We start from the raw sequence: 22901 nt of genomic DNA on the forward strand, positions 1-22901 counted from the left end.
ACGTCTCCGAAATTAACCCTCTCAAACCGAACAGACCGCATTCAGCTTTTTGGCTGCCCTTGACCCTCATCTGTCGCAACGTTCCCGTCCAAGCCAATGCGAGGACAACACCGTGGCCGACCACTATCAACTCAATCTGGGTTCATTGCGCAGCAGCATCACCCTGACCCTGCACACTCACCACGCCGCCCGTATCTGGCAAGGTCGAACCGCACGCGAAGGTGTCCACTCGATCATGGGCATGGCCGGCTACATCAGTGTCACCAACCTGATCAAACAAACCGCGGCCCAGGACGATCCCTATGCCGACTGGGCCATGGTGCAACTCGAAGAAAAACTGATGCAGGCCAAGGCTGGGATGCTGGAACTGACCCAACAGCTGGATCGGATCAGGCAGGACCTACCGACACAGATCGACATGGGCGACAACCTCAACATCCACCCCGTCACTTTGCCGTTATACATCGGCAGCCAGTTGGGTTTTCTGGCGGTCTACCTGCTGACTGACTACGACACCCTGGTGCGTCGTACGCTATTGGCCCATCACACCGCCTTGATCGGTCGCAGAGACATGGAAGCCTGGATCGACGACGGTGCCCATCTGCTGCGCAGCCTATTCGGCCAAGCGCAACGCTATCGGCATGCCGGCGTCACGCGTGATGACATGGCGGCGAACAACGCCCGTGCCCTGACGGCCATCGAGAAGTTAGGTTTGCCCCCAATGGACATTCTTGAGGGTCATCGCCGCTCCCAGTTCGCGCCGCCGATCATTCGTCGTAGTGCTGTGCCAGTGGATGACAATGATGCGCTGGCAGAGGAAGCAGGAGAGCTACCTACAACGGTGGACATGCTGAGGGACGGAGCATGAATCCCCTGACTTCAGCCCAACCAATGCCCTTCGAAGCATTGACACCCGATGCCTATCGGCAGCTCGAACACGCAGCCTCCCTAAAAGGCCTTTTAAAGCCATTTAAGGGTAAGGGGGAGCTGGAGCGTCTGGCGCAGGTGGCGAGGGAAACCGAGGCGCAGCTATGTCACCTGATGGAGGCTGTGGTGCAGCAGGCCGGACAGCCTCCGTACTCATTGCTGGATATCCGATTGGTGCTGCAGAACACCAGCGCGAGCAGCACCTTTTTGCGTTGGCGCACCCGTGATTTTGCCCGTATGGGGGTTGCGGTCTGGGAACGCCAGGTCTGCAACAACGCCCTGTCGCAGGTCGTGCGCGAGGGATTGCACCGTTTCGAATGCGATCGCATTGCACTGAACCTGCAGATGAGCGTGGTGCATTCGCTCTACCGCCAGGCCACCACCTGCGCGATCAAAATGGACAGCGCCGTACGGCTGCTGCGCCAGTTCACACCAGCAGTGGAGATATCATGATGAGTACTTTTTTCGTCGGCGAAGGCAACATTGGCAGTGCGCCAGAGTTCCAGGAATTTGCCTCAGGCAATGACGAGCCACGGCGTTTGCTACGGCTGAATGTGTACTTCGACAACCCCGTGCCACGCGAGGGCGGCTATGAAGATCGAGGCGGCTATTGGGCGCCGGTTGAGCTCTGGCACCGCGAGGCTGAACACTGGAGCACGCTGTACCAGAAAGGCATGCGTGTGCTGGTCGAAGGCCGCACCGTACGCGATGAGTGGGAGGACAGCGAAGATAACGCGCGGGTGACCTTCAAGATCGAGGCCCGTCGCGTCGGCATCCTGCCTCACCGGGTGCACAGCGTAGTCATGCGGGAACGCTCCAGTGAACCGGAGGCATCGGCGACACACGTTGGGAAAAACACAGAACAAGCCAGTTCACCTGCGTCGAAATCCAGAAAGCGCAGAGGGCAACCACCGACGGACTGACAGACTTCAGACATAAAAATTGCGCCTTTGCGCGAAGTTGCTGGGCTGTTTTTACTCGCTGCTCGGGACGCCCCACCCTGTTGCCCACGCGCCAACCGGCTAGCGGCCTCGAACCATTTAAGCTGGTCCTCACCGAATAATATGAGGAACCTGCCATTCAGGTTTCTCATATCTCGCCACCGCTGTTTCCAACAACGCTGCTCCGAACTCAATCCGGAGCAGTTCTATGCGCCTCTTCCTCTGCGAGAAACCGTCCCAAGGTCGTGACATCGCCAAGGTGCTCGGAGCCAGCCGGCGCAGCGATGGCTGCCTGATCGGACCCGAGACAACCGTCACCTGGTGTATCGGCCACCTGCTGGAGACGGCCCCACCCGAAGCCTATGGCATTCAGTACAAGAACTGGTCGCTGGATGATCTACCAATCATTCCCGCGCAGTGGCAGGTCGAGGTCAAACCCAAGACTGCGGCCCAGTTCAAAATCATCAAGCGCCTGCTCAGTGAAGCGGCTACCGTCGTCATCGCCACCGACGCCGATCGCGAAGGTGAAATGATTGCCCGCGAATTGCTGGAGCTCTGCCAGTATCGAGGCCCTGTTCAGCGCCTCTGGCTGTCCGCACTCAACGAGGCGTCAATTCGCAGGGCACTGTCCGCGCTGAAGTCTGGTCAGGAGACCTACCCACTCTACCACTCCGCCCTCGCCCGCAGCCGCGCCGACTGGCTGATCGGCATGAACCTCAGTCGTTTGTTTACCCTTCTTGGTCGACGAGCGGGCTACGACGGCGTGTTGTCAGTGGGACGCGTCCAGACACCCACCTTACGTCTGGTGGTCGATCGGGATCGTGCGATTGCCAGCTTTGTCCCGGTTCCTTACTGGAACGTTGAAGTGCACCTATCGTCGATGGGCCAGCGATTCATCGCGTCGTGGTTACCGCCATGCTCAGGACGGGACGAGTCGGGGCGTTGCCTGCAACAGGCGCTTGCCCATCACGCGGTCCAAACAATCACCGACGAGAAGTCCGTCACGGTACTCTCGTTGCAGACTGAGCATTTCCGCGAAGCGCCGCCCCTGCCCTTCGACCTGAGCACCCTGCAGGAGATCTGCTCGCGCAAGCTGGGACTCGGCGTCCAGGAAACCCTGAACATCGCCCAAGCCCTGTATGAAACCCACAAAGCCACCACCTACCCGCGCAGCGATTGCCGCTATTTGCCAGCAAGTATGTTCAACGAGGTAGCTGCGGTATTCGATGCCCTGCTCAAAACGGATCCCGCACTGCGGCACGCACTCGCAAGCCTCGATCGATCATTGCGGTCACGGGCATGGAACGATGCCAAGGTCACCGCGCACCACGGCATCATCCCCACCACCGAGTCGGCCAACCTTGCGCGGATGTCTGAACAAGAGCGCCAAGTCTACGAACTGATCCGTAGCCACTACCTCGCGCAATTTCTTCCGCACCATGAGTTTGATCGGACCCAGGTCGAACTGGAGTGCGGCGCAGAGCGATTGACCGCTGTTGGCAAACAGATCCTGGTTCCGGGCTGGAAAGGCTTGCTCTACGAAAACACCGAGGAGGATGAGCCCCATCACAAGTCCCAAGTCTTACCCGTCTTGCAACAGGGTACGCGGTGCGCAGTGGACGACGTCGAACTCAAGTCCATGCGCACCGCCGCCCCCAAACCTCTCACTGAGGGCGATCTGATCAAGGCGATGAAAAATGTGGCCAAGCTGGTCAACGATCCACGCCTGAAACAGAAACTTCGGGACACCACCGGTATCGGTACCGAAGCCACGCGAGCCAGCATCATCAAGGGGTTGATTGATCGCGGTTATTTGCTGAAGAAAAAACGCGCCTTAATGGCCTCGGCGGCGGCCCATACCCTGATCGAAGCGGTACCAACAGCGGTTGCAGATCCGGGTATGACCGCAGTCTGGGAACAGGCTCTGGACGAAATCGAATCGGGACGTCTGACCCTGGATGCATTCGTCGCCAAGCAGGCAAACTGGATAGCGCAACTGGTCGCACACTGCGGCTCACTGACTTTAGCCATGCCTGTCGAAACCAGCCCGGCCTGCCCCATTTGCTACGCCTCAATGCTCAAGCGAAAGGGGAAATCAGGGCCGTTCTGGTCATGCTCCCACTACCCCGACTGCAAGGGCACTGCCCCGATCAAAAAAGATACGCCTCGCCCATAACGCGCCATTGGAGATCAACATAAGCATTGGGGTCAATGTAGTGGTCAGTGCATCATCAACGGCGACTGATCCCTCTCTAAGTCGATTAAGGGTTGTCCAATTTCACGGGCCAAAGCAATGCCTGCTGCCATCCATATCTGCCCCAAATCGTTGAAGGCTTGCAGGTGTACAGAATCTTCGTTGAGCCAATGGACAAGGCTGTCGAAGTGTTCGGGGTTATCCGGGTGATCATGGATCTTGATGAACAGCTCCAGTGTTCGATCCCAGATCAGATCCATGACGTCCTTGCTCTCATCTTCCATGCTCAACCATCCCTCAGCTTGGCCCTATCAGACCGTTCATTCTCACTGACCACCCTGGACTCTGATTCCTGGCGGAACAGAAACCACGTCGCGATACACAGCTATTTAAGTCACTATAACAACCCAATAAGTCGATACTCAACCTTTAAGGATGTTCATGTCAACGGGTCTTTGCTCAACCATTCGGGTTGAACTGGAGAACTCATCACTTGGCACATAAACATCCAACCCAAGCCCAAATCGGGCGCATGATCGCGAAGCACCGCACCGAGCGAAATCTGACCCAGGAAGAGGTGGCTGAACGCTTGGGGATTGGTAGCGAAGCCATCTCGCGCCTAGAGCGGGGTGTAGTGGAGCTTTCCGTGGTCAAGCTGATGCAACTGGCGGATATTTTCGACTGCCGGATGGATGAGCTGCTGACGGAGTCGAGCAATCGTCCCAATGACCAGGGTCAGATGATCGCGGGTCTGCTGAACGGTCTGAAAGAAAGCGACCGAGCCTTTATCTTGGCAACCGTCGAACAATTAGCCGCTCATCTCGCCAACAAGTAAGTTCATTCACTCGCATCCGATACCGGGGTCTTTGAGGCGGCGCACTCTGCCTTGACGTCGTCCCACCCTCTCTGCTGTAGTGCCTCAGGATCATCGCCAACGGCGACCCAAGACCGATTCGCTCCGGGCAGCTCGGTCAGACTCTTAGAGTTCGGAGCCTTCTCCTCTGCGGGATTTCGTTCCCGTTTTGTGCTCGACCTGATCGTGGTGGCGGATGACCACTGTTGCCGCTACAAGGCAACAGCGGTCATCCGCCTCGGCGATCGTATTCAGTCCCGGAGCCCCCCGGGGAAACACGGGGCACCCTTTGTGCGCGGATGCGTGCCAGCATGTTCCGACCCAGGCCACGACAAGGGTCGGTTGACGAATCAAGGCGCAGTTAAACCAAGCTTTGCGAGGAGCTTTTCGACTGCGTATGACCGTCAAAGGTGGCTTTTCTATTCCTCGCCTGGTGACCCACCAGGCCAGCTCTTCTTTTTCTCATTCCAGTGACTGCCACCGTATTCCGGCCATAAAAAATCGGGTTGCAGCGTCTTGACGCTCCCCTGTGACAGGCTTATACAAAGGGCGTGGTTCGCTGTCGTTGACAGCCCAGCCCAGGTAGCTTGAACCTTCAAGGCTACGCCACGTTCGTGGTGGTTTACCCAAGTGCGATCAGCGTTCGGAAGCTCGCACGGTTACCGCTTCAGCGGTGATGAATGCCCACTACCCCATGCCTGCGGATCACTACCGCAGACGTTTCTCTGCTGCACCGCTATTCTCCCAGACGCATCGTTCTGAACGTCATCGCCTTGCCGGTGGCGAGTCGTTCATTGCTCATCTTACCCACCCTGACGGGGGCTCACTTCCCCGTCAGGGATTGTGCGCCGCCGTTTTCCCTTGAAACAGGAGAACCACCATGGCCCACGCCAACCATCCCCAAGAAGCAACCACTTACTTCAACCTGCACACCGTCGGTATCGGCTACCTCAACCGTGTTCGTGAAGTACAAGTCCGCCGCGGCCAGCCATTCATGGCCTGCGATATTGCAGCCCTGCACGGCGCCACCGATGCGGTGGAGTACACCCGTTTCGACTGCAAAGTCGCTGGGGGTGAAGCTGAACGCTTGATTCGTCTCTATATGGACGCCGTCAACGTCGAGAAAAAGGTCTTGTTGTCGTTTCGTATCGGCGACCTGTGGATCGATCCGTTTCTCTACGAGAAAGGCGATAAACAAGGTCAACCGGGCGCCAGCCTGAAAGGTCGTTTGCTGTTCATTGACTGGATCAAGGTCAACGGCACGTTCGAGTACAAAGCGCCCGCCAGGCAGGAAGCAACAGCACCTGCTGAGCAAGCGCCAAACAGTGAGTCATCCGCACCATCGGCTGATGCCGAAGCTGAGGATATCGGAAACCCAATAGAGGCTCGGGTTGAACCTGAATCTCCACCCACTCCGCGCACGGCCCGCCGTGATGCCACCCGTACCGTTCAGTCCGCCTGAACAGTTCACGATGTTCCACATCAAGGCGCTCCCTCGAGCGCCTTGTCTTCAACCCGCAAAGGAGAACCAACATGGAATCCTTCTGGCTTTGCGACGTCTGCCTGTTCGCTGCTGCTTACGAGGACTACAGCACGTTATCGCTCTACTACACGACAGATGAAATCGAGAAACGCATCGCCGGCATCCATCGTGGACTGGTGCGGTTAATGCCCATCAGTGCCGACTTCGATCCCGAAACCGGCTGGGGAATAAAAGCCTTTTCTCCATTGCCTTGCGATGGTTGTGGTTCGCCCTTGTACGGTCAACGCCACCGATTCACTCGGCTTTAAACAGCGCGCCATCGGCTAACGCCCACGACTCCACACCCACCTTGGGGGATACCACTCCCCTCGGGCGTGTACCCCTGATTGTTCCCTTCGGAGGTACCGCCATGAGCACCCAACTCACACTGATTGAGACCTCGGACTTCGAGGCTGATCGCATTGTCCAAGAAAACCAGCTGATCGACGAAGCGCTGCATATTCTGGATCGTCGGCTGTTCACCCGCGGCCCCAATCCTGACATCACCTGACGCCGTAGCCTCCTACCTAAAACTGCACCTTGCGCAACAAGAGCATGAAGTCTTCGGTGTGATCTTTCTCGATGCCAGGCACCGGGTGCTGACATTCGAAGTCCTCTTTCACGGCAGCATTGATGGCGCCAGCGTTTACCCCCGCCAAATCGTTAAGCGCTCCCTCGCGCATAACGCTGCGGCCGCCATTTTTGTTCACAACCACCCCTCAGGGTGTACAGAGCCCAGCCAAGCGGACCGCGTTTTGACCGCACGGCTGAAAGAGGCCTTGGCCTTGATCGAAGTGCGCGTACTGGATCACTTCATCGTGGGTGAAGGTCGTCCTCTCTCCCTTGCCGAGTACGGCTGGCTTTAACCCTCACAGGCGCCTACGGGCGCCTTGTTCATTTCCATTCTGGAGCATGCCCATGAACCCCACACACCAAGCCCCAGCCCTACTGACGGCCTCAAACCCATTTGCTCGCGGTTACGACCATCTGCATATCGAACGGCTGCTACTGATCACCTACGAAAACACCTGCCCTCCCTGTTTTCGAACCGTGCACGACTCACAGATCCACCTGCCCGACGATGAACTGCAACTGTTCCCCTGCATCTTCAATGACGATTTTGCTTTGATCAGCGAAGGCCAATCCATTCCGGATGAGTTGGGTGAACGCTGCCCGTCCACCGGTCTGGTGCGCCACGTGATCTATGCCGTGATGGGCGAAATGCTCAACGAGCGACATCACGTCGGCGATCTGTACTCCCTGGAAGAGGCACAAGCCATGGTCCATCGCTTGCGCTTCGAAACGGGACACTACAGTCGAGCCTGGGAGATCAGTACCGCACACCTTCCTGAAGAAGCGATGTTTTATCTGGAAGGGTGGGTCAGTCACTCCGCTCCGAGGCAAACCGGTCTTTTGTTCGAACTTTTCGCGTTGCCGGATTGCTGCGGCATCGGTTGCAAGTTGATCGGCACACCATGGACGGACGAGAACTTGCTGAACATTGAGGGCAAACGTTATTCAAGCTTGAGACAAGAGCAACTCGACGCCGGCACACCGGAAGCCCTGGTCACGGTGTTATACCTGGCGGCATTGGCGGATGTGCGATTGTTGATCTTCGACCCCGACGCCACCGTCTTGGATAGACTCGCCATTTTTGATGAGTAACAACGCGCTCGGCTTTAACACGACCCGCTTTGAATCAACTTTCTCACTGAATCGCTCCTTCACCTCATGTCAGGTTCTGCACTGAATCTGACATGAGGTTTTTTCCATGGAGCGTTTTTTTACCCCTGTCTGCCTACTGGGTTTGTTGAGCGCCTGCACCGCGCAAATCCCCACCCCATTACCGCCCCATCCAGAAATCGGCAGTGGCTCCAATCAAACCCCGCACTCGAGGGGTACAGCCGAAGAAAGCCATCCGGCAGAACTTCGTTATGGCCGCTACACGCTGGTCAGCACCGAGCCCACCACGGAACAACGCGATCTTCTTGCCCAAATCATTGACGTGAGCATCCCGTCCAGTCTGAGTCCTTCGGTGCAGGATGCGTTGCAGTACGTATTGCGACGCTCGGGCTATTCGCTCTGCCCCGCTACTGCGTCGGTGAGGGTGCTCTTTACTCGGCCCCTGCCCGCAGCTCATTACCGGCTCGGCCCGCTCTCTTTGCGCAACGCGCTACAAGTGCTAGCTGGGCCCGCCTGGCAACTCACGACCGATGAAGTCAGCCGTTCGGTCTGCTTCGAACAGCAGAAAACGCAGGCCGGCGTCGTGCGGGCCACACCAAGCTCATCCCATCAGGCGGAGGCACGTCCATGAAAGCCTCGACGTTTCAAACCCTCATTATTGGATTGCTTTGCCTGGCGGCCGCCGGGCTGAGTGGTGGATTGTATAACCAGTATCAGCGCGTGGCGGAACTACAGAGCAAGAACACGCAATACCGACAAACCCTGGATACCCTGCAACGTGATTCAAGCGCCCTCAAGGACGCCCAGGAGAAGCTTCAGTACGCGCTGAAAGACCTGAAGCAGATGGTCGATACTGGTGAGCAACAGGCCAATACCCTCGATCCGATGTTGGATCAGTGGGCGCAAGAGGTACAGGAACTGCGCGACGGTCTCGCAGCCCGCGCCACCCAGGCAGACCTGACAGCGCTGCGCGCACGCCTTGAGCACGTCGAGCAGCAGCTCCTGGACCTCAAGACTCAGCCTTCCCCCCCACCGTCGACGCCTTCCGCAACCAAACCGAAAAAGACCGCTCGCCCCAAACCCGCCCGGCTATCGCCACCGTTCTCGGTGTTGAGTGTCGAGTCTCGTGGTGGTGAGCGCTTTCTGGCGGTCGCCCCCCATGACAGTCACTCACTCACGGATGTCCGGCTACTGCACAGCGGTGAGCAGCTCGGAGCCTGGCACCTGAAAGTGCTGGAACCGAACTCAGCCGTCTTCGCGGTGGCCGCTCAGCCAGACCAGACCGTGCTCCTCCCTTGAGAAGTGATCATGAACCGAGCACTACTGTCCCCCGTCGTCTGTCTCGTTTCACTGCTTAGCGCGGGTGCTGTGCTGGGCAACTCTGTTACGACACCGTCACGGAACCAGGACATACAGTCCACTCCGCTGGGGCGCTCGCACTCTGAACAGGCGGCAAGCTGGGGTCTCACGGAGCAGGAGTGGACACGCTTCGAACAGATCCAAGCCGGCCCGCGTGGTTTCTGGAGTCCGAATCTCGATCCGTTGACCGCACTCGGCGTCGAGGCCCAGACCGACCAAGAGCGCCAGCGCTACGCCGAATTGCAGGTAGCGCTGGAAGCCAAACGCGCCGAGCGCGAATTGTCCTACCAAAACGCTTACACCGCCGCCTGGGCCAAGCTGTTTCCCGGGCTGCTGCCGATCCAGGGCATGGCATCCCCGTCCCCTGCCAGCTCATCGGTCGTGCCGCGCCAGGCCCTGTTTGTAGAGGACCACTGCCCGGCGTGCACCGCCGAAGCGCAGCGTCTGCAAAGCAGTGATACGGCGTTCGATATCTACCTGGTGGGCAGCCAAGGCGAGGATGAACGCGTCCGTAGCTGGGCTCGGCAAGCAGACGTTGATCCGGCCAAGGTCCAACGCCGGCAGATCACCCTGAACCATGACCGTGGTCGCTGGTTCAGCCTGGGAGCCCCGGGGCCATTGCCTGCCACATTTCAACAGGTGAATGGACAATGGCAACGCCTCGACTGAGTGGTATTGCGCTCATGCTGACAATGCTCGCCGTCCAGGCTGACGAACTTCCGCCTCCTGCCTACCAACTGGCGGCGCATGACGCCGACATCCCTTCTACGGTGCTGTTCGCGATTGCCCTGCAGGAGAGTGGTATCCGCGTCCGTGGTCGACTGCTGCCCTGGCCTTGGACCCTGAACATCGCCGGAACACCCTACCGCTTCGCCACTCGCCAGGCCGCCTGTCACGCCTTGCTTCAGGCACTCGCCCGACATGACGCCAAGCGGGTCGATGCCGGTCTCGGGCAAACCAACCTGGGTTACCACGGACAACGTTTTTCCAGCCCTTGCGAAGCCCTTGATCCCTACCGAAATCTCGCCGTGACCGCCGCGCTGCTGCAGAAGCATCACGCCGTCACCGGTGACTGGGTGTCAGCTGCCGGACGCTATCACCGTCCGGCAGGAGGAACGCTGGCGGCGAGTTACCGCGCCGGATTTACCCGGCAACTCGAACGGTTGCTGGTCTCCTTCAAACAGGGCACACCGCCATGACGCGAATATTCCTTACCTGCTATTTCATCCTGTTCTTGGCACCTGTCGCCCAAGCGAAACCAACCGTAGTCAGGGATCCGGCTGGCAACGTCACCCAACCCTATTTCCAAGCCACAGACCTGCCCATAAATAACAGAGTTCAGGCTGACCGGGCCGTGCATGCGGACCTGTCCACGTTTGCCGATGAAGCCTGGATACTGCCCGTCCGCAGCTCCCACTTGAGCCCCGGTCAGATCACGTCTCGCGCCCTGAACATGCCGGGCTTGCGGCCATTTTTTTTGGTCGGTGAGGATCCCCAGTCGCTGACTTGGCTGCGTCAACGCGCGGCTGAACTGCAGGAAATGGGCGCGGCTGGCCTCGCCATCGAAGTGGCCGATAATGAAGCCCTGGCCCGGATTCGAGCAGCCGCTCCGGGCATCACCATCCTGCCGGTGAATGGCAACGACATCGCCACCCGCCTGCAGATTGAGCACTATCCCGTCTTGATCACTGCCACCTCACTGGAACAGTGAGTCCAGGTCATGGCCGAGCATGCGATGGAGTCCAAGCTCCGGCCAGCGGTGGAGCTGTATACCGTAGCAATCTGTATCGCTGCCGCGGTGTTGTGCGTGTACTCGCCCTGGGCCGTGGCGCTGTCACCCGAGATCGGTCTGGTCGCAGCGTTGGCCTATGTCCTGTTCGGCCTTATCCGGCTGCGACAAGCCTGGGAGGTGCTGCGTTATCGGCGCAATATCCGTCGGCTACCCCGCTACAAGCTGACCAGCCGGCAGATACCGGTCAGCCGCAGGCGCCTGTTCATGGGCCGAGGCTTTCGCTGGACCCGCCTGCACACCCAGCGCTTGGTCGAGGCCCAGGATCCGGCGGTCGCCCACTATGTCGACCAACCGACCAGCTACCGCCTGGCCCGTGGACTCGAACGGCGGCTGGAGCATGCACCATTTCCACTCTCGATACTGGCCCGTGTCACGGCCTGGGACAGCGCCTTCAATCCGTTGCGGCCTTTGCCCCCGGTAGGTGGCTCGCCACTGTTGCATGGGGTCGAGCCCGATGAAACGGAAGTCAGTCTGCCGCTGGGCGAACGGGTCGGACACACCCTGGTGCTCGGCACTACCCGTGTCGGCAAGACCCGGCTCGCCGAGGTGTATATCACCCAGGACATACACCGCGTCGAACACGAGGTAGTGATTGTCTTCGATCCGAAGGGCGATGCCGACTTGCTCAAACGGATGTACGTCGAAGCCAAACGCGCTGGTCGGGAAAAGGAGTTTTATGTGTTCCATCTGGGCTGGCCGGAGATCTCCGCTCGCTACAACGCCGTGGGGCGCTTCGGACGCATCTCGGAAGTGGCGTCACGCATCGCCGGGCAGCTCAGTGGCGAAGGCAACTCGGCGGCCTTTCGTGAGTTCGCCTGGCGCTTCGTCAACATCATCGCCCGCGCCCTGATCGAGCTGGGCCGGCGTCCGGACTACCTGCAAATCCAGCGACATGTGGTCAACATCGACGCACTGTTCATCGAATACGCCCAGCAGTTTTTCGCCAAGACCGATCCGAAAGCGTGGGAAGTGATCGTCCAGCTTGAAGGCAGGCTCACCGAGAAAAACATTCCCCGCCATATGGTAGGACGCGAAAAGCGCGTCGTGGCCATCGAACAGTACCTGGCGGCCAAACGGGTATTTGATCCGGTGCTGGACGGACTGCGTTCGGCGGTACGCTATGACCGTACTTACTTCGACAAGATTGTCGCCTCGCTGCTACCGCTGCTGGAGAAACTCACCACCGGCAAGACCGCCCAGTTACTGGCCCCCAACTACACCGACCTGGATGACCCGCGGCCGATCTTCGACTGGATGCAGATCATCCGAAAACGCGGCATTGTCTACGTCGGTCTGGATGCACTGACCGACGCCGAGGTGGCCGCCGCTGTGGGCAACTCCATGTTCGCCGACTTGGTCTCGGTCGCCGGGCACATCTACAAACATGGCATTGACCATGGCCTCCCCCCATCGGGCAGTAGCAGTGAGAAGTTGCCGATCAACCTCCACGCCGATGAGTTCAACGAGTTGATGGGTGATGAATTCATCCCGCTGATCAACAAGGGCGGCGGTGCCGGTATCCAGGTCACCGCCTACACCCAGACCCTCAGCGATATCGAAGCACGTATCGGCAACCGCGCCAAAGCTGGCCAGGTTATTGGCAACTTCAATACCCTGCAGATGCTGCGGGTGCGCGAAACCGCCACCGCTGAACTGCTCACTCAGCAATTGCCCAAGGTCAACGTGCTGACCAAGACCCTGGTGTCGGGTGCCACCGACACCTCCGATCCGGAAGCCAATACGGACTTCACTTCGTCCTCACAGGACCGTGTCAGCAGCACCAGCGTGCCGTTGATCGAGCCTGCCCACATCGTCAGTTTACCCAAAGGGCAAATGTTCTCCTTCCAAGCCGGTGGCCAGCTCTGGAAAGTCCGCATGCCGTTGCCAAAACCCTCCAACGACGATGCCATGCCCAAGGACCTGCAGGAGCTCACCCAGCGAATGCGGACCACCTACAACGAGCAAGCGGGGCAATGGTGGAACGCAAGCGGTGGCGGCCCAACAACACACTTCGATCTGGATCAGGTGGGGTAGTCCGTACCCGCGACAGGTTTCGATTCAGCAGAGAACGATCCAGAAGGCGTTGTGACGACATCAACTTTGCAGCGCGCAATGGAGTGAACAATGGCGACTTCAGCCCAGAACATGCCGCCACAACCGATCCAGCGCCCAGGATTAATCGTCTCAGCCATCAGCCTAATGCTGCGCATCATCGGCTTGCTGATAGCCTCGTTGCTGTTCTCGATCCTGATCGAGTTCGCGGGCCTGCTGCTCTTCTGGGGTGATCAGGGCTGGCGGCATAGTCAGGCCATGCTAACCAGTGAATTGGGCTGGCTCAGCGAGCACTTCAAATCTTCACTTCTCATCCAACAACCCGGACAGACGATTGTCCAATGGCTGGATTTTCTCAATCAGTGGTTGTTAGTCAAGACCGGCTTTGCAGGTTTTGCCCAGCAGACGCGGGTGTCGAGCCAGGGCAACGACTTCTGGAGCTGGATCAATCAGCTCTACGTAAGCATTGAGGATTTAGTGCTGGCGGCGGTGTATGTCACCTTCACCTTCGTGGTGCGTCTGAGCATTCTGGTCCTGGCGACACCCTTGTTTCTGCTGGCCGCGCTCACCGGTTTGGTCGATGGTTTGATGCGCCGCGATCTGCGCAAGTTCGGGGCGGGACGAGAAAGTAGCTTCGTCTATCACCGCGCCAAGCGTGCCGTGATACCGCTACTGATTGTGCCCTGGGTCATTTACCTATCCCTGCCCTTTTCGATCAATCCACTAGCCGTTTTTTTCCCCTGTGCGGTGTTCCTCGGGATGGTAATTGCAATCACTGCCGCGACGTTCAAAAAGTTTCTCTGAGAACTTAAGGAAACTCCGAGCAACTTCGGTTATGCACTCAATTAACCGCAAAAAAACCGGATTTCAGCACCTTTCAGTGGGTGGACACCACGTAGCGACTCTTGACCGGGCTTTTCAGTTCGGTTTCCCGCTCACAGACGCGCCTGCCCATACCCACTAGGTGTTTTTGAGTCACCCACAGGTTCGACAGCACGAACAGAGTGGTCAGTCGAGCGATGTGTTTAAGTGGTCCAAGTTTAGAGCGTACCTCATCACGTTTGAGGACTTGTTCGGAGAATCCTTAGCGCGACCATTGGACAGTCCATACTGCATCGTCTTAGCTAATGCTGTCACAGTAAAGACCCTCTACGGAGCATTCCCGTAGGCAGTACATGAGCCTAAACCCTGGGTCTTGATGTGTTTACTTACGTTTCAATCTTTCGATTAATGGTGACTACAAGCGTAAGGCCGACTCAATAGCATCTCTTTATAGGAGTTTCATATGGCGAACTACGGATACTTTTCAGGCAATCCAAAAACTGAGTGGCTTGTCGATGAGACAGGGGCTGACCGTGACATGAAGCTACTGGAGGATTTCTTTTATACTGACCCAAACAACAGGATTTGGCCGGCTTTAATGGACTCGGTAGTTAACGGAGCGAGCATCCCGGCAGCTCTTTGGTCCACAGTCGGCAGCCCCTACACGGGCGACTACCGACGGGCTTCCATCGTCCACGACGTGGCGTGCGATAGCCCGATAGTTGTCAGGAAAGATGCGGATGTTATGTTCTTCTATGCATGCTTGGCTGGAGGATGTGGCCTGCTTCAGGGACGAACTCTTTACGCAGGTGTACGCATCGGAGCATGGTCCGCTTCAAGTTTACCGCAGGCAAAACTTTCTCAAGATAGGATGCTGTTTCGGAAGCGCCTTGATCTCCCAGTGTTAGAGGAGGCTTTCCTTCAAGGCAAATTGTCTGAAATCTCGCGCGAGATGGAATCCTTACCTGAGGAGGCATCCATTGAGGATCTAGATGCAGTTATAGGACGCCATCTTATAATCTAGGACCTTATCTCCAGGGCATTTTTCCATGTAACCCTTAGCCATGGGGATTCCGGCTTTCGGCTGGTGGGGTACGCGCTATGCCGCGTTTTATTAGGTTCTCGGACGCGAAAATCCACACCCTGTTATCCATTAGCTTTCGCAGAGAAAAAAGCGATCCATCACACCTCAGGTTTCTTACGGAATTGTTCGACCTCTAACTTGATTCTGTTCCCAGATCCACATGGGCCAGCATCATGCCAACTACCGTCTTTCGCTGCTTGTTATTACTCTCGCTGGCAATCGCCCATGGCAGCGGCTATGCCGCCTCGGCTCATGAGCAGGAGCAGCTCAGCCTTATCCAGCAGCAGCTCGACATTATCGAACGCCTTGCAGCACGAGCTGAGACAGCCAGTGCCTCTGAACCAGACAACCGCTATCGCTTCGACTACACCCGCTTAATTCAGGACATCCAACGTATTCGCCAGGGCGTGCAGGGCTATCTGTCCCCCTCTCGCGCTCAACCCCGCGACCCCAGCGAACTGGTCGGCGATTACCGCCTCGACACTCCGTCCACGGAGCCTTCGCCATGAGCATGACCGACGCCCAGACCGCAGCCTTCCAAAACGCCTCCGGCTTCTCGGCGCAGAGCAGTTCGACACTGTGGCTGTCCCTGGTTCTGGTCCTAGCTTTGCTCTGGTGTGCCTGGGTGATGTGGACGGCTTACCGGGGATGGGCGACAGGCAGTGTGCGCTTCGGCGCGTTTGGCGGCAGTACCGCCCGTGCACTTATCACCTTATTGGTTTTGATGTTCTTCACGCTGTCCTAACCCAGGAGATCACCGCCATGTTCAAGTGTTTTGTCCCCCTGAAAAACAACCTGCGTGATCGTGCCAGTCAGCGCTTAATCGGTCTGCTCCTGGTACTCGGCCCAAGCCTAGCTTTTGCCGAGCTACCGACCATGGAAGCGCCTTCCCGCGGTGAAGGTTCCGGGTTGATCGAGACGATAAAAAACTACGCCTACGACGGCGGCATCCTGCTCGGCCTGCTGATCGCGCTACTCGCTTTTCTCGGCGTGGCCTGGCATTCCCTGACCGTTTATGCCGACGTGCAGAACCAGCGTAAGACCTGGAAAGACTTGGGTGCAGTGGTCGGTATCGGTGCCCTGCTGGTGGTCATCATCATCTGGTTTCTGACCAAGGCCGCCGCGATTTTGTGAGGTTGGCATGAACGACACTATCGAGCGTCTTGCCGACGGCACCTTGGTCTTTCTACCGGAGCGACTCAACCGTGATCCCGCCGTGTTGCGCGGCTTGACCAATGATGAGATGTGGGTAGCGCTCGGCGCTGGCGCCGTCATTGGTCTGCTGCTGGGCATCCCTCTGGCGATCACCACCGCCTCCATTGCCGTGGCGCCGACCGGCATGATCGCGGGCATGACGGTGGTGCTATTGGCCGGTGGCACGCTACTGCGGCGGGCCAAACGAGCCCGCCCCGAGACCTGGCTGTACCGCAAGCTCGAATGGGTACTGGCCAGCCGTTGGCGCTTGGGTCGCGGCAGTCTGATCCTCCACTCCGGCGCCTGGACGGTTCGCCGCTCGCGCCGACTGCGTCCTGCCCTGTCCCGGTGGCAGCCATGAGCCGATTTCGGAACAAGGTGGATGCCCAACAGGCCCATATCTTCAGTCTGCGTCTGGCAGTAATGATCCTTGCCCTGGTCTGTGCCGGACTCTGGTACGGCTGGCGCTCGACACCGACCGATCTGACCGTGCATGTCCCCCCGGATCTGCGCTCGGGCAGCACGCGCAAGTGGTGGGATATCCCCTCGGAGAATGTCTATGCCTTTGCCCTGTACATCTTTGGCCAACTCAACCGTTGGCCCTCGGATGGTGAGCAGGATTATCGCCGCGCCATCTATGGCTTGCAGTCTTACCTGACACCCGCCTGCAAGGCCTTCCTCGACGGCGACTACGAGTACCGCAAGGCCGCTGGCGAACTGCGCCAGCGGGTGCGTGGTGTCTACGAAATTCTGGGTCGAGGTTACAGCGAAGATCCGGAACTCAGAGTGCAGCAACTCGATCGCGACAGCTGGCTGGTCAAGCTCGACCTCAATGCCGATGAATATTACGCCGCCGAACCGGTGAAACGGGTGGTGGTGCGCTATCCATTGCGCGTTGTGCGTTTTGACCTGGATCCAGAGCGCAACAAATGGGGGCTGGCGCTGGATTGTTATCAGGGCACACCGCAAAAAATCTCCCTGCCTGGAGGTGAGCCATGAAGCGGAGTTCTACCCTAGGACTCGCCGTCGCACTGACCACATGGGGAGTTGCAGCGCAGGCCGTCGAGCTGATGCACTGGGAACGCCTACCCCTCGCGGTCCCGCTGGTAATCAATCAGGAACGGGTGGTCTTTGTCGATGAGGCTGTTCGAGTCGGCGTGCCCTCAACCCTGACCGGCAAACTGCGCGTACAATCAACTGGCGGCACGCTGTACCTGCGCGCGTCGGAAGCCATTGCCCCGACCCGACTGCAACTGCAATCGGTCACGACGGGCGAGATCATCCTCCTGGACATCGCGGTCACGCCTGGTGATCAACCGCTGGAGCCCGTGCGTATTCTCAAGAATGCTCCGGTGCAGGCTACCGAGGCTGAATCGAGCGCCGCCCCGGCTCCAGAACGCACTCCGATCCCGGTCGCTTTGACGCGCTATGCCGCGCAAAGCCTGTACGCGCCGCTGCGCACCGTAGAGTCCCTACCCGGCGTACGCCGCGTCCCGCTCAAGCGGCACACCGAACTGCCGAGCCTGCTGCCGACGGAAAACGTGTCCAGCACACCCATCGCCGCCTGGCGACTCGGTGATTACTGGGTAACGGCGGTGAAGTTGCGCAATCGTGGTTCAGAGACGGTGCATCTCGATCCTCGTCGGCTTCAGGCCAAGCTGTTCGCTGCGGCCTTCCAACATGCTTTCCTCGGGCCTGTCGGCAGTGCTGAAGACACCACGATCGCCTACCTCGTCACCCGCGGTGCCGGCCTCGAACAAGTCGTGCTACTCCCGCCCGTTGCGCGAGGTGCTGACGATGAAAGCTAACGCATTGCTCAAATGGCTGGTACCGGCTGCGCTTCTGGCCGTGGTGTTGATCATCCTGAAAAGCTGGGTCGCGGGTGGCAGCACGCCCTCTCCAGAGAACCCAGTTGATCAGGGCAATATTCAGTTAACCGCCGAGCAAGCCAAGTCGCTCGGCATTGCGGGCGATACCCCACGCGACACGGTCGCCACCCTGGTCGGGCAGGTGAAGGCCATGCGCAGCGACATGCTCGGTTTGAAGAAACACAACGATTCACTGCAGACGGAGAACAACCGCCTGCGCGAGCGGGAAAACAGTGTTGATTCGCGTATCCAGACGGCGCTTGGCAGTGTGACCCAGCAGGTCGACGAAGGCCGCCGACAAGCCAACGAGGCCCGACTCAAAGCAGAACAAGACAGTCGCCAGGCCCGTGGCCTGCTGACGCAATTGCAAGACAAGTTGTCGGGGCTGACCGGCAAAGGCAAGGACATGCCGATCGGATTGGGGCTTGGACCGGGCGATGGGGCCCAGTTCGACGGGCGGCATCCTGCTGATGATGCGCTGCAGTGGATTGAACCCTCGGATGCTCCGCCCACCAACGCCCGAGGCAAAACCAAGTCATCCACCGCACTGAGTCTGCCTACCGCTTTCAACTCGCTGGAGGGCTTGAACGATAACGCTATTGATCGCAGCCAGAAACAGCTGCGAGCCGTCACCCAGGGTGGACGTGACCTGACGCGATCGGTTGATCGTACCGAAGGCGCGAAGCCGGTCTACACCATTCCCGAAAACGCCACGCTGATGGGCTCAGTCGCCATGACCGCGCTGATCGGCCGCGTCCCGGTGGACGGCACCGTGAATGATCCCTATCCCTTCAAAGTGCTGGTTGGCCCCGAGAACCTGACGGCCAACGGCATCGACCTGCCGGACGTCGCGGGGGCCGTGATGAGCGGCACGGCGTCCGGTGACTGGACCCTGTCTTGCGTACGCGGACAGGTCGAGTCGATCACCTTTGTGTTTACCGATGGCACCATCCGCACGGTGCCGCAGCCGAAGGCGGTCGCCAGCCGCAATGCCTCCACCACCCAGAGCTCGAACACCGACAAGATCCGCGGTGGACTCGGCTACTTGTCCGATCCGTATGGCATTCCTTGCATCGCTGGCGAGCGCCGCTCGAACGCCCAGCAGTACCTCGGCAGCCAGAGCCTGATCACCGCGGCTGGCGCCGGTGTCGCTGCCTTGCTCGGGGATGAGCAGAACAACAGCAGCGTGATCAATTCGGGCGGCAGTACCCTCGGGGTCACCAGCAGCAGTGGCAACAGCGCACTGAATTCAATTCTCAGCGGTGGGGTCAGCGACATCCGCGAGTGGGTCAACAAGCTGTATGGCGAGGCCTTTGCTGCCGTGTACGTGCCACCGGCCGCACAGGTCGCACTGCACCTCGACCATGAGATCACCATCGACTACGAGCCCAAGGGCCGGAGCGTTCGCCATGAAAAAGACCATGCCTCTCTGCCTGACCTGGATTAGCGTGCTCTGCTGGGTCCTGGCGGGGTGTTCCACCGACAAGGACACGCTTTTGCCCCATGGCGAGCAAAACATGCTGGACGTCTGGAACGATGCCGGTTCGCAAGGCACTCAGCAGCAACTGCTAGATGCTCGGCAGGCGTTACGCCGCCCGCTGGCCCAGGCAGATTTCTCCGTTGCTCTCCAGGAACCGTACACGCGCACCGCAGCGAACGAGATCCGCAGCCTGTTCCCTCGCCTGCCCAATCCCGATCTGGTGCTGTACGTGTATCCGCATTTGAGTGGTACCGAGCAGGCACCGGTTCCGGGTTACTCGACCGTCTTTCCGTTCTACCAGCGTGTGCAGTACGCATTGCCGGGTGAACGTCAGGAAGACTTGTAGTGCGTAGCGGCGATTCGGGCAATCGCACTCCCCCGTGGAAAGGCTGGCGCCATCCATTGCGCCCTCGCGCCACCTTGGCCGATGAAGCCGCACTGTATGCGCGCAACCCCAGCTTCACCGATCACCTGCCGTGGGTCGAGTACCTCGACACCGAGCAGTGTTTTCTGCTCGATGACAATCGCTCGGTGGGTGCGGTGTTCGAGTTGCTGCCCATCGGCACTGAAGGGCGCGAACCCGATTGGTTGATGGCGGCCCGCGATGCGCTTGAGGATGCCCTGCAGGATAGCTTTGACGAGCTGGATCAAGCACCTTGGGTGGCGCAGTTTTTCTGCCAGGACGACAACGACTTCACCCCCTACCTGACCCGGCTCACCGATTATATTCAGGACAGCGCGCGAGGCACGATTTTCACCGAAGCGTACCTGGAACTTACTCGCCGCCATCTGAAGGCCATCGCCAAGCCTGGCGGTCTGTTTGAGGATAAGGTGGTGACACGCCTGCCCTGGCGTGGCAATAACTGCCGGGTACGCCTGGTGGTCTATCGCTGGCTTGAGTCTGACGCTGAGGAGACAGGACTGACCCCGGTGCAATCCCTGCATCAAGCTTGCGAACGTATCGCGGCTTCATTGCAGGCGTGCGGGGTGCAATCGACCCGAGTCGATGGTCGAGGTCTGTATGCCTGGTTAGTGCCCTGGTTCAATCCGGCCCCCAGTCTCACCGATGAAGCGCCCGAGGAGTTCTATCACCGCGTGGCCTATCCGGAGTGTGGCGACGGTGAGTCGCTGGATCTACCCTTCGACCACGACTTTGCCGAGCGGCTGTTCTTCAACGAACCGCGTTCGGATCTGCAGCACGGACTTTGGTTTTTCGACGATCAACCCCACCGGGTGATGGTGGTAGACAAGTTGCGGCGGGCACCGTTGATTGGCCAACTCACCGGCGAAACCCGCAAGGGTGACGTGGTGAATGCCCTATTCGACCAGTTACCTGAAGGTACGGTAATGAGTCTGACCCTGGTGATCAAGCCGCAGGACGTACTCGAGGACCAATTAAACCGCCTGGCGCGCAAAGCCATCGGTGAAAACCTGGCCTCGACCCAGACCCGTCAGGATGTCGAAGAGGCTCGTGCGATCATCGGTCGTCAGCACAAGCTGTACCGCGGCACCCTGGCGTTCTACGTGCGCGGTCACGATGAGCAGCAATTGCACCAGCGCTCGGTCAGTCTGGCCAACGCACTACTGGGTGCGGGCCTGCAGCCGGTACGCGAAGGCGATGAAGTCGCCGCCTGCAACAGTTACCTGCGTTGGTTACCGATGGCTTACAACCCGGCCCGCGACACGCGCAACTGGTACACGCGCCTGATGTTCGCCCAGCACCTGGCGAACCTCGTTCCGGTCTGGGGTCGCAGCACCGGCACCGGCCACCCGGGCATCACCCTGTTCAATCGTGGCGGCTCGCCGTTGAGCTTTGATCCGTTGTCACGCCTGGACCGGGCCATGAATGGTCATCTGTTGTTGTTTGGCCCCACCGGCGCCGGCAAATCGGCGACCCTGGTCACCTTACTGATGCAGGTCATGGCCGTGTACCGCCCTCGCCTATTTATCGTCGAGGCCGGCAACTCATTTGGCTTGCAGGGCGACTACTTCGCGACACAAGGCTTGTCGGTCAACAAGGTCCAATTGAAACCTGGCGCCTCCGTCAGCCTTGCGCCCTTTGCCGATGCTTGGCGCCTGGTCGAGCAACCGGATCAAGTGGCGAGTCTGTCGATCGATGAGTGGGACGAAGAGGCGGTAGCCAGTCGCGAGGACCAGCGCGATGTTCTCGGTGAACTGGAAATCACCGCCCGGCTGATGATCACTGGCGGCGAGGCCAAGGAAGAAGCCCGCCTGAGCCGGGCCGATCGCAGCTTGATCCGCGAGTGCATCCTCGATGCGGCGCAGACCTGTGTCGCGGCGGGTCGCCAGGTCCTGACCCACGACGTGCGCGACGCCTTACTGCGCGTCGCCGCCGACCCGCACTTGCCGGAGAAGCGTCGCGAACGTGCCCAGGAAATGGGCGAGTCCATCGACCTGTTTTGCCAGGGTTTCGAGGGTGAACTGTTCGATCGCGAGGGCACGCCTTGGCCCGAGAGCGATGTGACCATTGTCGATCTGGCCACTTACGCTCGCGAAGGCTACGAGGCCCAGATGTCCATCAGCTACATCAGCTTGATGAACACCGTGAACAACCTTGCCGAGCGCGACCAGTATTTGGGGAGGCCGATCATCATGGTCACCGACGAGGGCCATATCATCACCAAAAACCCGCTGCTGGCGCCCTTCGTGGTCAAGGGGACCAAGATGTGGCGCAAGCTCGGCGCTTGGTTCTGGCTGGCAACCCAGAACCTTGCTGACTTTCCCACTGCCGCGCAGACCATGCTCAACATGATCGAATGGTGGATTTGTTTGAACATGCCGCCCGCGGAAATCGAAGAGATCGCCCGGTTCAAGAAACTCACGCCGGCGCAGAAAGCCTTGTTGCTCTCCGCCAGTAAGGAGCCGGGGAAGTACACTGAGGGGGTCGTGCTGTCGAAGAAGCTCGAGACACTGTTTCGAGCCGTGCCACCCAGCCTTTACCTCGCCCTGGCCATGACCGAGCCCGAGGAAAAAGCCGAGCGTTGGACGCTGATGCAGGAGAACGGCTGCTCAGAACTGGAAGCGGCGTATAGGGTAGCTGAACGGATCGATAGAGCGCGAGGAATAGAACCCGCATAGGGGAATCTATTGAGGCTCTCGCTCTAAAGCG

Annotated in this window: 27 protein-coding genes and 1 pseudogene; 27 read left to right on the plus strand and 1 reads right to left on the minus strand. The window is 59.0% G+C overall.

The features are described 5' to 3' along the window. The first annotated feature begins 112 nt into the window (after window positions 1-112). The 4 genes from ABH909_RS20145 to ABH909_RS20160 all read left to right on the plus strand — a co-directional run bounded on the left by ABH909_RS20145 (window position 113) and on the right by ABH909_RS20160 (window position 4044). On the plus strand, window positions 113-868 hold the full coding sequence (locus ABH909_RS20145) for a PFL_4669 family integrating conjugative element protein (protein ID WP_429436312.1): 756 nt from the start codon (window positions 113-115) through the stop codon (window positions 866-868). After that, the gene (locus tag ABH909_RS20150; protein ID WP_429385482.1) at window positions 865-1380 is read left to right on the plus strand and encodes a DUF3158 family protein; all 516 of its coding nucleotides are present in this window, start codon (window positions 865-867) and stop codon (window positions 1378-1380) included. The genes ABH909_RS20145 and ABH909_RS20150 overlap by 4 nt, the downstream gene beginning before the upstream one ends. Beyond that, the gene (locus ABH909_RS20155; RefSeq protein WP_429388875.1) at window positions 1380-1850 is read left to right on the plus strand and encodes a single-stranded DNA-binding protein; all 471 of its coding nucleotides are present in this window, start codon (window positions 1380-1382) and stop codon (window positions 1848-1850) included. The genes ABH909_RS20150 and ABH909_RS20155 overlap by 1 nt, the downstream gene beginning before the upstream one ends. A 226-nt stretch (window positions 1851-2076) precedes the next feature. Continuing rightward, on the plus strand, window positions 2077-4044 hold the full coding sequence (locus ABH909_RS20160; protein ID WP_429385480.1) for a DNA topoisomerase III: 1968 nt from the start codon (window positions 2077-2079) through the stop codon (window positions 4042-4044). 44 nt (window positions 4045-4088) lie between these two features. On the opposite strand, the gene ABH909_RS20165 is transcribed toward ABH909_RS20160, so the two are convergent. Further along, a complete protein-coding gene (locus ABH909_RS20165) occupies window positions 4089-4346 on the minus strand; it encodes a hypothetical protein (RefSeq protein ID WP_429385478.1) in 258 nt (85 codons plus the stop codon). 209 nt (window positions 4347-4555) lie between these two features. Here ABH909_RS20165 and ABH909_RS20170 point away from each other — a divergent pair, with 209 nt between their 5' ends. The 23 genes and pseudogenes from ABH909_RS20170 to ABH909_RS20280 all read left to right on the plus strand — a co-directional run bounded on the left by ABH909_RS20170 (window position 4556) and on the right by ABH909_RS20280 (window position 22870). After that, window positions 4556-4897 (plus strand): helix-turn-helix domain-containing protein, encoded by a 342-nt coding sequence (locus ABH909_RS20170; RefSeq protein WP_429385476.1) that lies wholly within the window; start codon window positions 4556-4558, stop codon window positions 4895-4897. An 898-nt stretch (window positions 4898-5795) separates the two neighbouring features. Next, the gene (locus tag ABH909_RS20175; protein ID WP_429385474.1) at window positions 5796-6377 is read left to right on the plus strand and encodes an STY4534 family ICE replication protein; all 582 of its coding nucleotides are present in this window, start codon (window positions 5796-5798) and stop codon (window positions 6375-6377) included. A gap of 71 nt (window positions 6378-6448) precedes the next feature. Continuing rightward, entirely contained in the window at window positions 6449-6706 is a 258-nt protein-coding gene (locus tag ABH909_RS20180) for a hypothetical protein (protein WP_429385472.1), read from the plus strand. Between the two features lie 101 nt (window positions 6707-6807). Then, window positions 6808-6948 (plus strand): hypothetical protein, encoded by a 141-nt coding sequence (locus ABH909_RS20185; protein WP_429436315.1) that lies wholly within the window; start codon window positions 6808-6810, stop codon window positions 6946-6948. Further along, window positions 6932-7303, plus strand: a pseudogene (gene radC, locus ABH909_RS20190) (RadC family protein); the annotation flags it as partial. The gene ABH909_RS20185 and the pseudogene radC, both read left to right, overlap by 17 nt. A gap of 52 nt (window positions 7304-7355) precedes the next feature. Further along, window positions 7356-8102 carry an ABC transporter substrate-binding protein gene (locus tag ABH909_RS20195; RefSeq protein WP_429385468.1) on the plus strand — a complete coding sequence of 249 codons (747 nt, stop codon included), beginning with the start codon at window positions 7356-7358 and terminating at the stop codon, window positions 8100-8102. 106 nt (window positions 8103-8208) lie between these two features. Continuing rightward, window positions 8209-8751 (plus strand): PilL N-terminal domain-containing protein, encoded by a 543-nt coding sequence (locus tag ABH909_RS20200; protein ID WP_429385466.1) that lies wholly within the window; start codon window positions 8209-8211, stop codon window positions 8749-8751. Then, window positions 8748-9419 (plus strand): chemotaxis protein, encoded by a 672-nt coding sequence (locus ABH909_RS20205; protein ID WP_429385464.1) that lies wholly within the window; start codon window positions 8748-8750, stop codon window positions 9417-9419. Before ABH909_RS20200 ends, ABH909_RS20205 begins: the two co-directional genes overlap by 4 nt. A 9-nt stretch (window positions 9420-9428) precedes the next feature. Then, window positions 9429-10148 carry a TIGR03759 family integrating conjugative element protein gene (locus ABH909_RS20210; RefSeq protein WP_429436318.1) on the plus strand — a complete coding sequence of 240 codons (720 nt, stop codon included), beginning with the start codon at window positions 9429-9431 and terminating at the stop codon, window positions 10146-10148. Beyond that, on the plus strand, window positions 10130-10678 hold the full coding sequence (locus ABH909_RS20215) for a lytic transglycosylase (RefSeq protein WP_429436320.1): 549 nt from the start codon (window positions 10130-10132) through the stop codon (window positions 10676-10678). Before ABH909_RS20210 ends, ABH909_RS20215 begins: the two co-directional genes overlap by 19 nt. Then, window positions 10675-11190 (plus strand): integrating conjugative element protein, encoded by a 516-nt coding sequence (locus tag ABH909_RS20220; protein WP_429436322.1) that lies wholly within the window; start codon window positions 10675-10677, stop codon window positions 11188-11190. Before ABH909_RS20215 ends, ABH909_RS20220 begins: the two co-directional genes overlap by 4 nt. Before the next feature lie 9 nt (window positions 11191-11199). After that, complete coding sequence (gene traD / locus ABH909_RS20225; protein ID WP_429436325.1) at window positions 11200-13305, plus strand: type IV conjugative transfer system coupling protein TraD; 2106 nt, start codon at window positions 11200-11202, stop codon at window positions 13303-13305. Between the two features lie 90 nt (window positions 13306-13395). Then, entirely contained in the window at window positions 13396-14127 is a 732-nt protein-coding gene (locus tag ABH909_RS20230; RefSeq protein WP_429436326.1) for a TIGR03747 family integrating conjugative element membrane protein, read from the plus strand. A gap of 481 nt (window positions 14128-14608) precedes the next feature. Beyond that, the gene (locus ABH909_RS20235) at window positions 14609-15169 is read left to right on the plus strand and encodes a DUF1353 domain-containing protein (protein WP_429436329.1); all 561 of its coding nucleotides are present in this window, start codon (window positions 14609-14611) and stop codon (window positions 15167-15169) included. 233 nt (window positions 15170-15402) lie between these two features. After that, window positions 15403-15738, plus strand: coding sequence for an RAQPRD family integrative conjugative element protein (locus tag ABH909_RS20240; RefSeq protein WP_429436331.1), 336 nt, complete (start codon window positions 15403-15405; stop codon window positions 15736-15738). Then, window positions 15735-15974 carry a TIGR03758 family integrating conjugative element protein gene (locus ABH909_RS20245; RefSeq protein ID WP_429436334.1) on the plus strand — a complete coding sequence of 80 codons (240 nt, stop codon included), beginning with the start codon at window positions 15735-15737 and terminating at the stop codon, window positions 15972-15974. Before ABH909_RS20240 ends, ABH909_RS20245 begins: the two co-directional genes overlap by 4 nt. A 17-nt stretch (window positions 15975-15991) precedes the next feature. Continuing rightward, on the plus strand, window positions 15992-16363 hold the full coding sequence (locus tag ABH909_RS20250; protein WP_429436336.1) for a TIGR03745 family integrating conjugative element membrane protein: 372 nt from the start codon (window positions 15992-15994) through the stop codon (window positions 16361-16363). Window positions 16364-16370: 7 nt separating this feature from the next. Further along, window positions 16371-16784, plus strand: coding sequence for a TIGR03750 family conjugal transfer protein (locus ABH909_RS20255; protein ID WP_429436339.1), 414 nt, complete (start codon window positions 16371-16373; stop codon window positions 16782-16784). Next, a complete protein-coding gene (locus ABH909_RS20260) occupies window positions 16781-17422 on the plus strand; it encodes a PFL_4703 family integrating conjugative element protein (RefSeq protein WP_429436341.1) in 642 nt (213 codons plus the stop codon). Before ABH909_RS20255 ends, ABH909_RS20260 begins: the two co-directional genes overlap by 4 nt. Further along, window positions 17419-18231 (plus strand): TIGR03749 family integrating conjugative element protein, encoded by an 813-nt coding sequence (locus tag ABH909_RS20265; RefSeq protein WP_429436344.1) that lies wholly within the window; start codon window positions 17419-17421, stop codon window positions 18229-18231. Before ABH909_RS20260 ends, ABH909_RS20265 begins: the two co-directional genes overlap by 4 nt. Further along, a complete protein-coding gene (locus tag ABH909_RS20270; RefSeq protein ID WP_429436346.1) occupies window positions 18221-19738 on the plus strand; it encodes a TIGR03752 family integrating conjugative element protein in 1518 nt (505 codons plus the stop codon). Before ABH909_RS20265 ends, ABH909_RS20270 begins: the two co-directional genes overlap by 11 nt. Beyond that, on the plus strand, window positions 19701-20117 hold the full coding sequence (locus ABH909_RS20275) for a TIGR03751 family conjugal transfer lipoprotein (protein ID WP_429436348.1): 417 nt from the start codon (window positions 19701-19703) through the stop codon (window positions 20115-20117). The genes ABH909_RS20270 and ABH909_RS20275 overlap by 38 nt, the downstream gene beginning before the upstream one ends. Then, the gene (locus ABH909_RS20280) at window positions 20117-22870 is read left to right on the plus strand and encodes a conjugative transfer ATPase (protein ID WP_429436349.1); all 2754 of its coding nucleotides are present in this window, start codon (window positions 20117-20119) and stop codon (window positions 22868-22870) included. The genes ABH909_RS20275 and ABH909_RS20280 overlap by 1 nt, the downstream gene beginning before the upstream one ends. Window positions 22871-22901: the final 31 nt, after the last annotated feature.

The organism is Pseudomonas sp. BS3782 TE3695 (assembly GCF_050435305.1).
Lineage (GTDB): Bacteria > Pseudomonadota > Gammaproteobacteria > Pseudomonadales > Pseudomonadaceae > Aquipseudomonas.

Coding starts and splice junctions, on each gene's coding strand:
- ABH909_RS20165 (WP_429385478.1), bottom strand. CDS start 4,346: ATGGAAGATGAGAGCAAGGACGTCATGGATCTGATCTGGGATCGAACA.
- ABH909_RS20155 (WP_429388875.1), top strand. CDS start 1,380: ATGAGTACTTTTTTCGTCGGCGAAGGCAACATTGGCAGTGCGCCAGAG.
- ABH909_RS20185 (WP_429436315.1), top strand. CDS start 6,808: ATGAGCACCCAACTCACACTGATTGAGACCTCGGACTTCGAGGCTGAT.
- ABH909_RS20160 (WP_429385480.1), top strand. CDS start 2,077: ATGCGCCTCTTCCTCTGCGAGAAACCGTCCCAAGGTCGTGACATCGCC.
- ABH909_RS20245 (WP_429436334.1), top strand. CDS start 15,735: ATGAGCATGACCGACGCCCAGACCGCAGCCTTCCAAAACGCCTCCGGC.
- ABH909_RS20180 (WP_429385472.1), top strand. CDS start 6,449: ATGGAATCCTTCTGGCTTTGCGACGTCTGCCTGTTCGCTGCTGCTTAC.
- ABH909_RS20195 (WP_429385468.1), top strand. CDS start 7,356: ATGAACCCCACACACCAAGCCCCAGCCCTACTGACGGCCTCAAACCCA.
- ABH909_RS20230 (WP_429436326.1), top strand. CDS start 13,396: ATGGCGACTTCAGCCCAGAACATGCCGCCACAACCGATCCAGCGCCCA.
- ABH909_RS20235 (WP_429436329.1), top strand. CDS start 14,609: ATGGCGAACTACGGATACTTTTCAGGCAATCCAAAAACTGAGTGGCTT.
- ABH909_RS20215 (WP_429436320.1), top strand. CDS start 10,130: ATGGCAACGCCTCGACTGAGTGGTATTGCGCTCATGCTGACAATGCTC.
- ABH909_RS20275 (WP_429436348.1), top strand. CDS start 19,701: ATGAAAAAGACCATGCCTCTCTGCCTGACCTGGATTAGCGTGCTCTGC.
- ABH909_RS20240 (WP_429436331.1), top strand. CDS start 15,403: ATGCCAACTACCGTCTTTCGCTGCTTGTTATTACTCTCGCTGGCAATC.
- ABH909_RS20265 (WP_429436344.1), top strand. CDS start 17,419: ATGAAGCGGAGTTCTACCCTAGGACTCGCCGTCGCACTGACCACATGG.
- ABH909_RS20260 (WP_429436341.1), top strand. CDS start 16,781: ATGAGCCGATTTCGGAACAAGGTGGATGCCCAACAGGCCCATATCTTC.
- ABH909_RS20210 (WP_429436318.1), top strand. CDS start 9,429: ATGAACCGAGCACTACTGTCCCCCGTCGTCTGTCTCGTTTCACTGCTT.
- ABH909_RS20200 (WP_429385466.1), top strand. CDS start 8,209: ATGGAGCGTTTTTTTACCCCTGTCTGCCTACTGGGTTTGTTGAGCGCC.
- traD (WP_429436325.1), top strand. CDS start 11,200: ATGGCCGAGCATGCGATGGAGTCCAAGCTCCGGCCAGCGGTGGAGCTG.
- ABH909_RS20220 (WP_429436322.1), top strand. CDS start 10,675: ATGACGCGAATATTCCTTACCTGCTATTTCATCCTGTTCTTGGCACCT.
- ABH909_RS20270 (WP_429436346.1), top strand. CDS start 18,221: ATGAAAGCTAACGCATTGCTCAAATGGCTGGTACCGGCTGCGCTTCTG.
- ABH909_RS20205 (WP_429385464.1), top strand. CDS start 8,748: ATGAAAGCCTCGACGTTTCAAACCCTCATTATTGGATTGCTTTGCCTG.
- ABH909_RS20175 (WP_429385474.1), top strand. CDS start 5,796: ATGGCCCACGCCAACCATCCCCAAGAAGCAACCACTTACTTCAACCTG.
- ABH909_RS20250 (WP_429436336.1), top strand. CDS start 15,992: ATGTTCAAGTGTTTTGTCCCCCTGAAAAACAACCTGCGTGATCGTGCC.
- ABH909_RS20150 (WP_429385482.1), top strand. CDS start 865: ATGAATCCCCTGACTTCAGCCCAACCAATGCCCTTCGAAGCATTGACA.
- ABH909_RS20255 (WP_429436339.1), top strand. CDS start 16,371: ATGAACGACACTATCGAGCGTCTTGCCGACGGCACCTTGGTCTTTCTA.